Raw genomic sequence first — 15481 nt, 5'->3', positions numbered from 1 at the left:
CATGCAAGCAGAGAAGTTTCATGACCTCCCGCTTGAAGACGTGTTAGGTGATCGCTTTGCACGTTATAGTAAATATATTATTCAAGATCGTGCACTTCCAGATGCACGTGATGGCTTAAAGCCAGTACAAAGACGTATTTTATATTCTATGTATGTAGAAGGTAATGTACATGATAAAGCGTTTCGTAAATCAGCTAAAACAGTAGGTAATGTTATCGGTAATTATCATCCACATGGAGATTCCTCTGTATATGAAGCAATGGTACGCTTAAGCCAAACTTGGAAAGTACGTAATGTTTTAGTTGAAATGCATGGTAATAACGGTAGTGTTGATGGGGACCCAGCGGCAGCAATGCGTTATACGGAAGCTCGTTTATCACCAATCGCATCTGAATTATTACGTGATCTTGATAAAGAAACAGTTGAATTCGTGTCAAACTTTGATGATACGAGTGAAGAACCAGTTGTATTACCAGCAGCGTTCCCGAATTTATTAGTGAACGGATCTACAGGGATTTCCGCTGGTTATGCAACAGAAATTCCTCCGCATCATCTTGGAGAAGTTATTGATGCTACAATGATGCGTATTGATAAGCCAAATAGTACTGTTGATGATTTATTAACAGTTATGAAAGGACCAGATTTCCCAACAGGCGGTATTATTCAAGGGATTGATGGTATTAAAAAGGCGTATGAAACAGGTAAAGGTAAAATTATTATTCGCGGAAAAGCAGAAGTTGAAACAGTGCGCGGTGGGAAACAACAAATTGTAATCACTGAAATTCCTTACGAAGTGAATAAGGCAAACCTTGTAAAGAAAATGGATGAATTACGTCTAGATAAAAAGTTAGATGGTATTGCTGAAGTGCGTGATGAGACAGATCGTACTGGTTTACGAATTGTTGTTGAATTAAAGAAAGAAGCAAACGCCGAAGGTATTTTAAATTATTTATATAAAAATACAGATTTACAAATTCCATATAACTTTAATATGGTAGCGATTAATAATCGTCGTCCAACACTTATGACATTACCAAAAATTTTGGATGCTTATATTGGACATCAAAAAGAGGTTATTACGAGACGTTCGCAATATGAATTAAGAAAAGCAGAAAATCGTCAACATATTGTAGAAGGTTTAAAGAAAGCATTATCGATTTTAGATCAAGTAATCGAGACAATTCGAGCTTCAAAAGATAAACGTAATGCGAAAGATAATTTAAGTGCAAAATTTGGCTTTACAGAAGCACAGGCGGAAGCAATTGTTTCCTTGCAATTATATCGCTTAACGAATACAGACATTACGGCGTTACAAGAAGAAGCAGATGAGCTTAATAAGAAAATTCTAGAGCTACAGTCAATTTTACAAAGTGAAAAAAGATTACTTCAAGTCATTAAAACTGATTTGAAGAGAGTTAAGAAAACATATAGTGATGATCGCCGTGCTATTATTGAAGAACAAATTGAAGAAATTAAAATAGACGTAGAAGTGATGATTCCACAAGAAGATGTCATCGTTACTGTAACGAAAGAAGGATATGTGAAACGTACTGGATGGCGCTCACATAATGCATCAAACGGCAAAGACTTCGGTATGAAAGAGGGTGACATCTTACTTGAACGATTCGATACGAATACGACTGAAACAGTTCTTTTATTCACAAGTAAAGGGAACTATATATATCTTCCAGTATACGAAATGCCAGATATTCGTTGGAAAGATTTAGGTCAGCACGTTGCAAATATCGTTTCACTCGACCGAGATGAAACGATCATTTGGGCAACGGTTGTACCGAACTTTGAGGAAGAAAAACGATTTATCGTATTTGTAACACGAAATGGTATGATAAAGAAAACAGAATTAAATCAATATAAAGTTCAGCGTTATTCAAGGGCATTCGTTGCTGTAAACTTGAAAAAAGATGATGAAGTTGTCGATATATTTGCGACAGATGGAACGAGTGATATCGTTCTTGCTACACATGGTGCATATGCACTTATTTTCCATGAAGATGAAGTAAGTCCAGTCGGTGTAAGAGCTGCTGGTGTGAAAGCAATTAATTTAAAAGAAGATGACTATGTCGCTTCTGGTAAACCGTTAAATGGTGATAAAGATCAACTTATTCTCGTAACGCAGCGTGGTGCTGTAAAACGTCTAAAAGCATCAGAAATTGAAAAATCAACGAGGGCGAAGCGAGGTCTTGTTATTTTCAAAGAGTTAAAACGTAATCCGTACCGCATTGTCGGTATTGAAATTGTTCGGGACGATGAATTAGTTTACATGAAGACAGAGAAAAACATTGTAGAAGAGATTGATCCGAAAGCGTATCGAAATAAAGACCGGTATAGTAATGGTAGCCTAGTGCTAGATGTAAATGATACTGGTGAAGTAGTAGAAACGTGGACGAAAAAACGACCGGAGTAAAAAAGCATCTTGCTATGAATAATAGCAAGATGCTTTTTTCTAGGCAATTTATTATGTAAATAATAATAATCTTGTTATAATAACTGAATGAAATCGTTCTCATAAAGTGAAACTTTAATCAATGGGGATTTTCTTCATCCTCACTGATTATTAGTTGAACTAATCGGGCTTTAACAAGCAGTTGATTCCTCACCTAATTCCTTAGCTTTCACTGAATTTTGGGTTAGGAATCTTACTGCCCGTTAAAGCGGCACAAATGGAGGGGCAACATGAAAAAAATAGGTGTAGGGATTGTAGGATTTGGTTTTTCTAGTACGACATTTCATATCCCACTATTACAAACAATAGAAGAATATGATATTCGAGCTGTATTATCCTCAAAAGAAGAGGTAGTAAAAGAAACATTACCAAACGCTAATGTTGTTAGTACAATTGATGAATTGGTGAAGCGAGCTGATGTTGACTTAGTTGTTATTACATCACCTAATACAACTCATTTTCCATATGTAAAAGAAGCAATTTTAAACGGTAAGCATGTTGTTGTAGAAAAACCATTTGTTGTTTCAATTGAAGAAGGGGAAGAGCTTATTACATTAGCAGAGCAGCATAATGTAATGTTAAGCGTATATCATAATCGTCGTTTTGATAATGATTTCTTAACAATTAAGAAATTGTTAGGAGAAAACAGAGTAGGGAATGTATACGCATATGAATCAAATTTTGATCGTTTCCGTCCACATGTACGTGATCGATGGAGAGAAAAAAATCTACCAGGTTCCGGTATATTATACGATTTAGGATCGCATTTAATTGACCAAGCGTTATCAATATTCGGGAAACCAGATGCGATAAGTGCAGATGTAATAAAACAACGACCAGGTGCAGAGGTGGATGATTATTTCCACATAGTACTGCATTACGGAGTTAAACGTGTCATTTTACGTAGCAGCAGTTATGTGAAAAAAGCTGGACCGCATTTTATAGTGCATGGAGAGAAAGGTTCTATCGTGAAGTACGGTATGGATTCGCAGGAAGAGCAATTAAAAAGTGGAATGAAGCCAGGCAATAACGGTTATGGGGTAGACGATGAAGAGAATTTTGCTACTTTAGAAACAGAAGAAAGCTTAGAGCGTATTCCAACAGAAGTCGGTTGTTATGACAATTATTATAAAGGTGTACGAGATAGTATATTAAATGGTGAGGAACTACCTGTAACAGCAAAAGAAGGTTTAGATGTTATTAAACTGATTCAATTAGCGATTGAAAGCAGTGAAAAGGGTAGAGTCATTTCTATAAAATAAAAAGACACGAATTTCGTGTCTTTTTTATTAGGAATATGTGAATATGATTAATTAATTAGTTTAGTCGTTTATCGTACATTAATTGGATTTGTATGCCATAAGGATCTTCAATAATACCATATGCTTCACTAAATATATTTTTTTCTAGCTGAGAGATTATTTTCACATGCTTATCGGAAATTAAATTATTATAAAACCTTTGTATTTCTTCTAAATTAGCGCTTTGAATGCAAAGTGACATGTTATTTCCAACGTTATAACGTTCATTAGTATTCATTGTATCTTCTGCTATCATTAGCTTTGTATTCCCAATTTGTAAAACAGAGTGAGCAATATGATCTTTATTTTCACTTGTAATTTTAAAAGAACTATCTCTTTTCGCCAGTTCTTCATACGTAACAATCATTAACTTTTTGGCTTCTAAATTACGTATATAAAAATTAATCGCCTCCTTTGCTTGCCCATTCATTGAAAGAAAAATAGCTATTTCTAATGTCATAAATATATAACTCCTTTATTAGTTGATAATTATAATATAGATTAAAAGGGTTTCAATACATGACACCTTTTTGGGAGGGAAATATGAAAAAAACGGAACGAATAAATGATATGCTTATTTTCTTAAAGAATAAAAGATATTTTAATTTAAAAGATTTAATGACTAGATATAATATTTCTAAAAGTACCGCGTTGCGAGATATTCAATCATTGGAAGAAATAGGTGTACCCATATATTCTGAACTGGGTAGAAATGGAAGTTATAAAATTATAGAAAATAATGTGTTATCACCAATTTATTTTAGTGTGGATGAAATGTATGCGTTATACTTTTCAATTCTTACGCTAAATGGATACAAGACAAAACCATTTAATGTAGAAAGTATTGCGCTTGAAAATAAATTTAAACATGTATTACCTGATAATGTGAGTAAAAATATTTCAATCATGGAACGAACGCTTTCCTTTGAAGTAACAAATCATAGTAAATTTAGTCCGTTCTTAAAAGAAATTTTACAGGGGATTTTTGCTGAGCGAGTTTATCATTTAACATATTTAAAAAAAGGTGAGGAGAAAGCATTGGTTGCCCAATTTATTCGAATAGAATCTAAATTTGGCCAGTGGTATGCTAAAATCTTTAATTTTGAGACAAATCATGTTCAAATAATTAGATGTGATAAAATTCTTTCTATTGTGGAAACAAGCAATGTTCATCCAAAAAATCTTGAAGAATTATTAAGTTATCTTACTACTTTTCACAGGAAGCCTGATGCAATTGATTTTAGCGTCATTGTTAATCAAAAAGGAAAAGACATTTTTGATAAAGAGAATTACCCTTCCATGAGGTTGCAAAAGGAAAATGAAAATTACATTATAACAGGCTATTTTAACAAGCAAGAATCTGATTTTATTTCAAATTATTTTCTGAATTTCGGTGAAACGATTATTTCGATTCAGCCTGTTATGCTAAAAGAGTTAATCTATAATAAGGTGTTATCTATAAAGCAGCATTTAACTTCTTTAAGATAAAGTTAGTTTTAGCTATTTATTTGATATGAGAAAGCCCTTGAGATTTAAATATCCAAAGGGCTTTTTGGTGATTGTATTTGTTTTTTAGAAACAATTATTTTTCTGGGACGGACAGTCCATAAAAGAACATCGTGACGATATCTTGTATATGTTTTTCGCGATTTCCTTCAAGAAGTTGTGCCCCAAAATCATCACCTAATTTAGTAAACATTTGAATGTAAAGTAACATCATTTCTTTAGTAAGGTGTGGATTAATTTCGTTTTTGCGCTGAGCTTGTTCTAATATTTCTAAATACCAGGGCAGGATTTTTTCATTTTGATAACTATAAATAAACTTACGGAGTTCTTCGTCCCTTTGCATCATTTGCAGTAACATATCAGGTTGAAATAACCCGCCAGTATTCATTTTTCTTACAATCATTTTTTGCATCATATCATGAAAAGGTAATTTTTCTTCTGCAAGCTCTTTATAATATTGAAATTCAGATATGATAAATTCTTGTATAAGCTCCCTAAATAACGCATCTTTACTTCCGAAATGATTATAAATTGTAACTTGAGAAACGTTTGCTTCTTTTGCGATATGTTCTATTTTCACTTCATTAAATCCACGTTCTGAAAATAATACGAATGCTGCTTCTTTAATGGCACGCTTTTTCTTTTCTTTTACTCTTTCAAAGCCGTTCAATGCAATCACCTCACTTAAAATATACAAGAAAAAATAATGGAAAACAATAATTTTGAAATATGGACTAATAAATATTTCAAAAAGTTGTTGCGAATATGGAAGATGAGGAGTACAATAATTTTGAAATATCACATATTCAATATTTCAAAAAATGAGGTGGAATTATGATTTCAGTTCAAGATGTCACAAAACAGTTTTCGAATGGAAAAGGTTTGTTTCATATTACATTTGATGTAAAAGAGGGAGAAGTATTTGGTTATTTAGGACCGAATGGTGCCGGAAAATCAACGACGATTCGTAATTTAATGGGATTTATAAAACCGACAGCTGGTAAAGCGACAATTTTTGGATTAGATTGTTGGAATGAAGCAGCGAAAATTCAAAGGGAAGTTGGTTATCTACCGGGTGAAATTTCTTTTATTGAAGGAATGAACGGATTAGAGTTTTTAAAATTAATGCAGGGAATGCGTGGATTAAAGGATACGAAAAGACGAGATGAACTGATAGAGCGTCTGCAATTTGATGTGAAAACACCGATTCGCAAAATGTCTAAAGGAATGAAGCAAAAAGTAGGGATAGTCGCTGCATTTATGCACGATCCAGAGGTGTTAATTTTAGATGAACCAACATCTGGACTTGATCCACTTATGCAACAAGTGTTTATAGATTTAATATTAGAGGAAAAGCAAAGAGGAAAAACAATCCTAATGTCATCACATATTTTTACTGAAATTGAGAGAACTTGTGACAGAGTAGCTATTATTAAAGATGGTCGACTCGTAACGGTTGAAAATATTCACGATTTACAAAGTATGAGAAGACAGGTGATAGATGTAACAGTATCATCACAAGAAGAGATTGAGTCCCTTATAAAGTGTAATTTGCAATTTGAAGCGGTAAAAGGTAGAGAGGCATCTATCATTGTACAAGGAAACTATCAAACTGTTTTACAAACACTTTCAAACTATAATGTAACGGCACTTCAAACGAGAGCGATGGATTTAGAACATTTATTTATGCATTATTACGATAAGAAAGAAGGGGTAACGCATGAATAAGCAATTGTTTTTAGCTAGTTTGAAAGAAACACAAAAAAGTATTTTGAGTTATGCGTGTGGTGCGGCTTTATATTTGTGGTTATTAATTTGGATATTCCCGTCAATGGTATCAGCGAAAGGGCTAAATGAATTAATAGCTGCCATGCCTGATAGTGTGAAAAAAATCGTTGGTATGGAAAGTCCGATTCAAAACGTAATGGATTTTCTAGCGGGCGAATACTATAGTCTATTGTTTATTATCATTTTAACAATTTTTTGCGTAACAGTTGCGACACATTTAATTGCTCGTCATGTAGATAAAGGAGCAATGGCATACTTGCTAGCAACACCTGTATCTAGAGTGCAAATTGCTATTACACAAGCTACTGTTCTCATATTGGGACTTCTGATTATTGTATCTGTTACGTATGTAGCTGGGTTAGTAGGTGCAGAATGGTTTTTACAAGATAATAACTTAAATAAAGAATTATTTTTGAAGATAAATATAGTCGGAGGTCTCATATTTTTAGTCGTTAGTGCGTATTCATTTTTCTTTTCTTGCATATGTAATGACGAAAGAAAAGCACTAAGTTATTCAGCGAGTTTAACTATCCTATTTTTCGTATTGGATATGGTAGGGAAGTTAAGTGATAAGTTAGAATGGATGAAAAACCTATCATTATTCACGCTGTTTCGTCCGAAAGAAATTGCTGAAGGAGCGTATAATATATGGCCGGTAAGTATAGGGTTAATTGCCGGAGCACTTTGTATTTTCATAGTAGCAATTGTAGTGTTTAAGAAGAGGGATTTACCGTTATAAAGTAGAAAGTCCACTAGAAAGTGGGCTTTTTTTATTTGTAAATTAAAACTAGTATGTTTATCGCATAACACTTATAAAGGATATTTATCTTTTTAATTAAGAAAATATTCAAAAAAATGAACCTTTTTCTAGGTTCATACGTCTAATACATGTAAAGTTAAATTGGAAGTGATGAAGTGAGGATGAAACAGGAGGAGCAATTGTGAAAGTAATCCCTTTATATAAAATGATTATAAAAGAAGAAACGGATGTTTCTTTGGCGAAAAAAGGTAATCATGAAGCCTTTATAGCGCTTATGCATACAGAAAAAGTGAAGATGTATCGAATAGCAAAGGCGATGTTACGTGATGAGACAAATATAGAGGATGCGATACAGACAACAATTTTAAAGGCCTATGAAAATATAAAAAAATTAAAAAAAGAAGAATTTTTTCAAACTTGGTTAATTCGAATACTAATAAATGAGTGTAACAATATTATTAGAGCGTATAAAAATGTAATTGTGACAGAAGAGAATGATTACAATATGAGTGCGTGTGATCAGTATGAAGATATAGATTTGTGTAATGCGATTCAATCGTTACATGAAGAATTAAGAGCTGTTACGGTGCTTTATTATTATGAAGATATGAATCAAGAGAGTATAGCAAAGCTGTTAGAAATACCGAAAGGAACAGTGAAATCAAGATTGTCACGCGCGAGGGAACAACTACAAAAACGATTAAAGATGGAATAGGGGGTGTAAAGGATGGATAATGAAAAATTATTTGATGAGAAATTAAAAAAGAGAATAAAAGATGAAAATGTTATAGTACCTCCAGAGTTAAATGAAAAAATTAATGGCACGCTACATAATCTTAAGGTAAAAAAGAAGAGTTACAAAATTCATATGATGATAATTAGTGCAGCGGTTTGTATACTTTCAGTGGTATCTATGTCTGAGTTTTCTATACAAAGTTTTGCGCAAAATGGTGGAGTATTTGAATATGTAAAGAAAAAAGCGTTTTCTGATTTTGAAAATGAAGAAGAAATAAAATCGAATGTACATTATCCAGATAAAGAAAAGATTCATCAAAAAATGCTAGATTCTATTGATTATTTTAAAAATATTTCAGGACAATTTGAGGAATATTCTAGCTCATCAAGAATTGCTACAACATATAAGTATGCGATTGATACGGAGAAACAAAGAGGTATCTCTTCGAAAGAAGATAAACTAGCGAAAAAACGAACAATTATATATAACGAGGGCAAGAAAAAAGAGTTTGATAATGAGAAGTATACCTATAAAGAGACAAAATGGAACCCGAAAGAAAGAAACAATGAACTATTAAAATTAAATCCTACGGAAAGGTTATTGAAAAAAGCAGGTGAAAAAAAGCGATATGATGATGAATATATAGGGCTAGCTAAATATAGTATTCAATCAGAATTCGCAGATTTGTTAATTCGATATAAAGATTGGAATTATAAAGAAACGAAATATCTTGGATTAGATTGTTACAAAATTGAAGGAGTCATCAACATAGAGATGCCTGTTAGCACCTCTGAAGATTTAAGAGGGAAATTCGAAATGGTTGTGGAGAAAAATACAGGGATTATGTTGAAATTTCTTAGTTTTCAAGAAGGCTTGATTCAATATTCAGTTACGACTGAATGGATACAAATAGATAAGGGATTGAAAGAAAGTATGTTTCAAAAGGATAGCGCTAAATATGAAAGAATGAAAAACATATTGGATGAATAGAAACAGGAGGAGAGTAAATGGAGAATCATTCATCTTTAAGAGAAGAGAAAAATAAGCAAAAATATAAAAAGAAAACGATAATAAGTTTACTACTGGCGGTATTACTATTTGGTGGAATTGGCTATGGAGCCTATGTATATATGAAAACTTCTAGTCTCGTACAAAAATCTAATTTGAATTTAGCACGAGGTGAAAAATCCAATTTACGTGAGAAATCTGTAAAGCCAATTGCAAATCATGTTTCACTTTTAATTATGGGAATTGATGAAAATCAAGAACGACAAAAGGAATATAATGGTGCATTTCATACAGATGCATTATTGTTAGCGACTTTTAATAAAGACGATAAAACAGTGAAATTAACGAGCATACCGCGTGATACATATACATATGTTCCAGTTGAAAAGAAAAAAGATAAAATAACCCATGCATATGGAAGTGGTTTCGTTAAAAATGGTACAGATGGAGGACCGCAAGCTTCTGTGGAAGCGGTAGAAAAATTGTTACAGGTGCCCGTTGATTATTTTGTGAAATTTAATTTTGGTTCCTTTACTAAAATTGTTGATGGGTTAGATGGTATTGAAGTGGATGTCCCGGTTGAATTTACGGAGCAAAATAGTAAAGATGAACCTGATGCGATTCATTTGAAAAAAGGATTACAAAAATTAAATGGCGAAGAAGCACTTGCACTAGCAAGAACGCGCCATATTGATAGTGATGCAATGAGAGGACAGCGCCAACAACTTGTTATTGAAGCGATTTTAAGTAAATTAAAAAGTGTAGGATCGATTACGAAGCTAGAAAAAATAGTTGAGGCGGTTGATAGTGATTTTAAAACAAATTTAGTAATGGATGATATTTTATCTTTTTATAAATACGGTTTAAACGGTTCAGTTGAAAAAATACAATTAGCTGGTGATGATTTATACTTACCTAATGGCCCAAACGGGCAACGTGTATATTATTATAATCCTAATAAAAAAGATCTACAGAGTTTGAGTAATACTCTTAGAACACATCTAGGGTTAAGTGAAAAGCAAATTGAGGAGAATTAAAGCAGACGAAATGTCTGCTTTTTTATTTTTGTAGAAAAGAGGTTTGTTACGATATACATTATTTATTAACAATAATTTACAAGTTATTTTATAGTGAAGGGATATAAAGACTATTAAATCAATACATAGAATTCCATGAGGTATAGTGTTTCGAAAGGTTAAGTAATTTTTATGAATATTACTGTAAAAAAATAATTTTTTAAAAATTTTCAATAATAACACTTTACAAAACTCAAAAAATTAGTAGAATAATAGTTAATAAGAATCTTCTGATAAATATATAAAGAAAAACAGAATTATCAGAAAATTCTTAAATGAGAGCGTTAAGAATTAGGGAGGGTACAGAAAGTGAAAAAGAAAAAAATGAAAAAACTAACAGCGGTTGTAGTACCAGTTTTAGCAATGAGTATGGCATTAACAGCATGTTCTACATCAGGTGGAGATAAGAAGACAAGCACAAATTCTAGCTCTGGTGGAGATAGTAAATCAGAAGGAAAATTAGCAGCAAAACAAGTACTAAATCGTACTGAAACAAATGAGATTCCAACAATGGATACTTCTAAAAATACAGATACATTAGGTTCTCAAATTTTAGGGAACACAATGGAAGGTTTATATCGATTAGATAAAGATAACAAACCAATCCCAGCTGCTGCAGAATCAAGCACGAAGAGTGAGGATGGTAAAAAATATACATTTAAACTACGTAAAGATGCAAAATGGTCAAATGGTGATCCTGTAACAGCGAAAGATTTTGCATATGCATGGCAACGCTTATTAGATCCAAAAACAGCTGCTGAGTATGCATTTATTGCATTTCCAATTAAAAATGCGGAAGCGGTGAATAAAGGTGAAAAACCTGTAGCAGAGCTAGGAGTAAAAGCGGTAGATGACTATACGCTTGAAGTTGAGTTAGAACAAGCAGTACCATACTTCTTAAACTTAGTAGCGTTCCCATCGTACTATCCATTAAATGAGAAGTTCGTGAAGGAAAAAGGAGATAAATATGGTTTAGAGTCTGATACAACAGTATATAACGGACCGTTCGTTCTTACTGATTGGAAGCATGAGCAAGGTTGGAAATTAAAGAAAAACGACCAATATTGGGATAAAAAGACTGTAAAACTAGATGAAATTAACTATAGTGTAGTAAAAGAAGTAGCTACAAGAGTAAATTTATATGATACAAATGCAATTGATTTTGCACTTCTATCAGGTGAATTCGTTGATAAGTATAGAAATAATAAAGAAGAGTTTGGCACATATTCACAAGTAAGCACATACTTCTTACGTCTGAACCAAAAACGTGGCGGACAAGATACACCGTTAAAGAGCCAAAAATTACGTGAAGCAATCGCGCTTTCTATTGATAAGAAAAATCTATCAAATGTAATTTTAAATGATGGATCTAAACCTGCGGACTTCTTAGTACCAAAAGGATTAGCAACCGGACCGGATGGTAAAGATTTCCAAGAAACATTTAAAAATGGTATTAAGCCAGATGCGAAAAAAGCAGCAGCTGCATGGAATGAAGCGAAAAAAGAACTTGGAAAAGACCAAGTTACAATTGAGCTATTAAACTATGATACTGGTAATGCGAAAAAAGTTGGAGAATATGTAAAAGACCAGATCGAGAAAAACTTAAAAGGTGTAACGGTTAATATTAAACTTCAGCCATTCAAACAAAAGTTAAAATTAGAAACAGAGCAAGATTATGATTTATCATTTGCTGGTTGGGGACCTGACTACGCTGACCCAATGACATTCTTAGATATGTTCCAGTCTAATCATTCTCATAACCAAATGAGCTTCGCTGATTCTAAGTATGATGATATGATTAAAAAAGCTGGTGGAGAATTAATGGGTGACGCGAAGAAACGTTGGGAAGAGCTAGGAAAAGCTGAGAAATTACTTCTTGAGAAAGATGTAGCACTTGTACCTTTATACCAACGTGGTGATGCATATGTTCAAAAACCAAATGCAAAAGGCATCGTTCACCATAACATTAGCCCAGAGTATAGCTTCAAGTGGGCATATATGACTGAAAAAGATGGAAAATAATTTTTGAACAGTAATGTTATCTTTAAGTGGATGTATACAAGTTTCTTAGCTTATTTTGTAGTGAGAATCTCGTACAATAGAAGATAAATGATAGAGCATTCCAAAAGTAGACTATTTACTTTTGGAATGCTCTTTTTATTATGAGATTACATGTAAATAAATCGATAGATGTAAGGAAGAATTTGTATCATGACAATTGTAAAAAATACGTTTTACTATAATAAAAAAATAATTTTTAGAATATTTTAAAAATAACTTTACAAAAGCGGAAAAATTAGTAGAATATTAATTAATAAGAATTTTCTGATAACTAATTATTAGAAAGTCTATCAAAAATGGTTTCGTACATATAATTGGGGAGGGTACAAAAGTGAAGAAAAAGATGAAAAAGTTCACGGCGGTTGTAGCGCCAGTTTTAGCAATGAGTATGGCGTTGACAGCGTGTTCTGGATCTGGTGGGGAGAAGAAATCAACTACGACGTCTAGTGGTGGTGGGGAAGAGAAAAAAGCTGAAATTAAATATGCAGCGAAACAAGTATTAAATCGTACAGAAAATCAAGAAATTCCGACGATGGATGTTTCAAAATCTACTGATACATTAGGTTCTCAAATTTTAGGGAACACAATGGAAGGTTTATATCGATTAGATAAAGATAATAAGCCAATCCCAGCTGTGGCAGAATCTAGTACGAAAAGCGAGGATGGCAAAAAATATACATTTAAACTACGTAAAGATGCAAAATGGTCAAACGGTGATCCTGTAACAGCGAAAGATTTCGTATACGGATGGCAGCGCTTACTCGATAAAAATACAGCTGCAGAATATGCGTTTATCGCTTTCTATATTAAAAATGCAGAAGCAATTAATAAAGGTGAAAAACCTCTAACAGATTTAGGAGCAAAAGCGGTAGATGATTATACACTAGAAGTAGAATTAGAAAAGCCAGTACCGTATTTCTTGAATTTAATGGCATTCCCATCGTACTATCCTTTAAATGAAAAGTTCGTAAAAGAAAAAGGAGATAAGTTCGGTTTAGAAGCAGATACAACGTTGTATAACGGACCGTTCGTTATGGCGTCATGGAAACATGAACAAGGATGGCAATTAAAGAAAAATGATCAGTATTGGGATAAAAAGACTGTGAAATTAGAAGAAATTAACTATAGTGTAGTAAAAGAAGTTGCGACGAAAGTAAACTTATATGATACAGGATCAATTGATTTTACACTATTATCAGGAGAATTCGTTGATAAATATAAATCGAACAAAGAGGAGTACGGTGAGTATTCAGAAGCAAGTACATTCTTCTTACGTTTAAATCAAAAGCGTAACGGACAAGATACACCGTTAAAGAGCAAAAAACTACGTGAAGCAATCGCATTATCAATTGATAAAAAAGGTTTAGCGAACGTTATTTTAAATAACGGTTCAAAAGCAACAGATCAATTAGTACCAAAAGGGCTTGCGACAGGGCCTGACGGTAAAGATTACCAAGATACATTTAAAAATGGTCTAAAATATGATCCGAAAAAAGGTGCAGCAGCTTGGGAAGCAGCGAAAAAAGAACTTGGAAAAGATCAAGTGACAATTGAACTACTAAGCTATGATGATGGAACTGCGAAAAAAATTGCTGACTATTTTAAAGATCAAATTGAGAAAAACTTAAAAGGTGTAACGGTTAACACGAAAATTCAGCCGTTCAAACAAAAACTGAAATTAGAGTCAGCGCAAGATTATGAAGTTTCATTTGCAGGTTGGAGCCCAGATTATTCGGATCCAATGACGTTTATTGATATGTTTGAATCGAAGAGCCCATATAACCAAATGAGTTATTCGAATCCAAAATATGATGAAATGGTAGCGAAAGCAGGTAATGAATTATTGTCTGATCCCAAGAAGCGTTGGGAAACGTTAGGAAAAGCAGAGAAATTGTTCCTTGAAGAAGATGCAGGATTAATTCCTTTATATCAAACAGGTAGAGCGTATGTAATGAAACCGAATGTTAAAGGAATTGTGAAACATAACATCAGTCCAGAATATAGCTTTAAGTGGGCTTATGTAACAGAAGGGAAATAATAAAAAAGAGCGTTTTAAAGGTAGATAATGAAGTGACCCCTAAAAGTTAGACACGGTTATTTCATTAGGCAGCTTGATAAAAGTGAGTCCGGTATTGTACTGGGCTCATTTTTAATTTTGCCTTAATCCGTTTCGTATTATAATAATCTATATATTTTTCTAATTCTATTTTAAAGTGCTCTACATTTTCAAATTCTTTTATGTAGAGGAACTCCGACTTCATAATCCCAAAGAAATTTTCTATTACTGCGTTGTCGTAACAGTTGCCTTTTCGAGACATACTCTGGACGATAGCTCTTGATTCAAGTGTCCGGACGTACTGTCTCATTTGATAATGCCATCCTTGATCCGAATGCATCAGTAGCTGGTGGGTTTCAGGTAAACGTTCCAATGCTTTCTCTAACATGCCTGAAACAAGCGAATACGTCGGTCTAGAACCAATTGTATAGGTAATAATTTCACCATTATACAAATCTAATACAGGTGATACATACAGTTTTTCTCCAAACAATTTAAACTCTGTGATGTCTGTTACCCACTTTTGATTCGGTGCATCTGTATGAAAATTACGCTCTAAAATATTAGGTGCAATTCTACCGACTTTTCCTTTATAGGATTTATATTTCTTCATACGCACAACACACTTTAACCCAAGCTCTTTCATAATGCGCTGAACCTTCTTGTGGTTCACTTTCTGGCCACGATTCGTTAATTCATCACGAATGCGACGGTAACCATAACGA

Annotated in this window: 13 protein-coding genes; 10 read left to right on the top strand and 3 right to left on the bottom strand. The window is 33.2% G+C overall.

Annotation, left to right across the window (positions count from 1 at the left end):
- Position 1: 1 nt before the first annotated feature.
- Together parC and ACO6VI_RS23360 are read left to right on the top strand one after the other, a co-directional pair.
- On the top strand, positions 2 to 2425 hold the full coding sequence (gene parC / locus ACO6VI_RS23365) for a DNA topoisomerase IV subunit A (RefSeq protein ID WP_001147467.1): 2424 nt from the start codon (positions 2 to 4) through the stop codon (positions 2423 to 2425).
- A gap of 269 nt (positions 2426 to 2694) precedes the next feature.
- Positions 2695 to 3726: an oxidoreductase gene (locus ACO6VI_RS23360; protein ID WP_063548324.1), complete on the top strand. Its 1032-nt coding sequence runs from the start codon at positions 2695 to 2697 to the stop codon at positions 3724 to 3726.
- A gap of 55 nt (positions 3727 to 3781) precedes the next feature.
- Here ACO6VI_RS23360 and ACO6VI_RS23355 read toward each other — a convergent pair whose 3' ends face one another.
- Positions 3782 to 4225, bottom strand: coding sequence for a VOC family protein (locus ACO6VI_RS23355; RefSeq protein WP_000171338.1), 444 nt, complete (start codon positions 4223 to 4225; stop codon positions 3782 to 3784).
- Between the two features lie 59 nt (positions 4226 to 4284).
- On the opposite strand from ACO6VI_RS23355, the gene ACO6VI_RS23350 reads away from it, so the two are divergent.
- A complete protein-coding gene (locus ACO6VI_RS23350) occupies positions 4285 to 5253 on the top strand; it encodes a helix-turn-helix transcriptional regulator (RefSeq protein WP_161520482.1) in 969 nt (322 codons plus the stop codon).
- A 94-nt stretch (positions 5254 to 5347) separates the two neighbouring features.
- On the opposite strand, the gene ACO6VI_RS23345 is transcribed toward ACO6VI_RS23350, so the two are convergent.
- On the bottom strand, positions 5348 to 5950 hold the full coding sequence (locus ACO6VI_RS23345; RefSeq protein ID WP_120460340.1) for a TetR/AcrR family transcriptional regulator: 603 nt from the start codon (positions 5948 to 5950) through the stop codon (positions 5348 to 5350).
- A gap of 155 nt (positions 5951 to 6105) precedes the next feature.
- Here ACO6VI_RS23345 and ACO6VI_RS23340 point away from each other — a divergent pair, with 155 nt between their 5' ends.
- From ACO6VI_RS23340 to ACO6VI_RS23310, 7 genes are all read left to right on the top strand, one after another.
- The gene (locus ACO6VI_RS23340; RefSeq protein WP_023522720.1) at positions 6106 to 6999 is read left to right on the top strand and encodes an ABC transporter ATP-binding protein; all 894 of its coding nucleotides are present in this window, start codon (positions 6106 to 6108) and stop codon (positions 6997 to 6999) included.
- Positions 6992 to 7798: an ABC transporter permease subunit gene (locus tag ACO6VI_RS23335; RefSeq protein ID WP_001041425.1), complete on the top strand. Its 807-nt coding sequence runs from the start codon at positions 6992 to 6994 to the stop codon at positions 7796 to 7798. The genes ACO6VI_RS23340 and ACO6VI_RS23335 overlap by 8 nt, the downstream gene beginning before the upstream one ends.
- 202 nt (positions 7799 to 8000) lie before the next feature.
- Complete coding sequence (locus ACO6VI_RS23330; protein WP_023522718.1) at positions 8001 to 8534, top strand: RNA polymerase sigma factor; 534 nt, start codon at positions 8001 to 8003, stop codon at positions 8532 to 8534.
- 12 nt (positions 8535 to 8546) lie between these two features.
- Positions 8547 to 9545 (top strand): hypothetical protein, encoded by a 999-nt coding sequence (locus tag ACO6VI_RS23325; protein ID WP_063548320.1) that lies wholly within the window; start codon positions 8547 to 8549, stop codon positions 9543 to 9545.
- A gap of 17 nt (positions 9546 to 9562) precedes the next feature.
- Positions 9563 to 10600 (top strand): LCP family protein, encoded by a 1038-nt coding sequence (locus tag ACO6VI_RS23320; protein WP_000427599.1) that lies wholly within the window; start codon positions 9563 to 9565, stop codon positions 10598 to 10600.
- A gap of 348 nt (positions 10601 to 10948) precedes the next feature.
- The gene (locus ACO6VI_RS23315) at positions 10949 to 12661 is read left to right on the top strand and encodes a peptide ABC transporter substrate-binding protein (protein ID WP_000727534.1); all 1713 of its coding nucleotides are present in this window, start codon (positions 10949 to 10951) and stop codon (positions 12659 to 12661) included.
- Between the two features lie 382 nt (positions 12662 to 13043).
- Positions 13044 to 14738 (top strand): peptide ABC transporter substrate-binding protein, encoded by a 1695-nt coding sequence (locus tag ACO6VI_RS23310; protein ID WP_098641297.1) that lies wholly within the window; start codon positions 13044 to 13046, stop codon positions 14736 to 14738.
- Between the two features lie 64 nt (positions 14739 to 14802).
- Here the strand turns inward: ACO6VI_RS23310 and ACO6VI_RS23305 are convergent.
- On the bottom strand, positions 14803 to 15481 hold a 679-nt coding region (locus tag ACO6VI_RS23305), incomplete at its 5' end, for an IS3 family transposase (protein ID WP_422423579.1).

It is taken from the genome of Bacillus sp. PSXD-155 (assembly GCF_049310765.1).
GTDB classification, from domain to species: Bacteria; Bacillota; Bacilli; order Bacillales; family Bacillaceae_G; genus Bacillus_A; species Bacillus_A cereus.
Note: the sequence above shows the minus strand (reverse complement) of the source record. Positions and strands in the feature narration are given on the sequence as shown.

Bases quoted from the DNA above. Each gene is read 5' to 3' on its own strand.
- ACO6VI_RS23360 (WP_063548324.1), top strand. From the start codon at position 2,695: ATGAAAAAAATAGGTGTAGGGATTGTAGGATTTGGTTTTTCTAGTACG.
- ACO6VI_RS23320 (WP_000427599.1), top strand. From the start codon at position 9,563: ATGGAGAATCATTCATCTTTAAGAGAAGAGAAAAATAAGCAAAAATAT.
- ACO6VI_RS23310 (WP_098641297.1), top strand. From the start codon at position 13,044: ATGAAAAAGTTCACGGCGGTTGTAGCGCCAGTTTTAGCAATGAGTATG.
- ACO6VI_RS23335 (WP_001041425.1), top strand. From the start codon at position 6,992: ATGAATAAGCAATTGTTTTTAGCTAGTTTGAAAGAAACACAAAAAAGT.
- ACO6VI_RS23355 (WP_000171338.1), bottom strand. From the start codon at position 4,225: ATGACATTAGAAATAGCTATTTTTCTTTCAATGAATGGGCAAGCAAAG.
- ACO6VI_RS23350 (WP_161520482.1), top strand. From the start codon at position 4,285: ATGACACCTTTTTGGGAGGGAAATATGAAAAAAACGGAACGAATAAAT.
- ACO6VI_RS23340 (WP_023522720.1), top strand. From the start codon at position 6,106: ATGATTTCAGTTCAAGATGTCACAAAACAGTTTTCGAATGGAAAAGGT.
- parC (WP_001147467.1), top strand. From the start codon at position 2: ATGCAAGCAGAGAAGTTTCATGACCTCCCGCTTGAAGACGTGTTAGGT.
- ACO6VI_RS23325 (WP_063548320.1), top strand. From the start codon at position 8,547: ATGGATAATGAAAAATTATTTGATGAGAAATTAAAAAAGAGAATAAAA.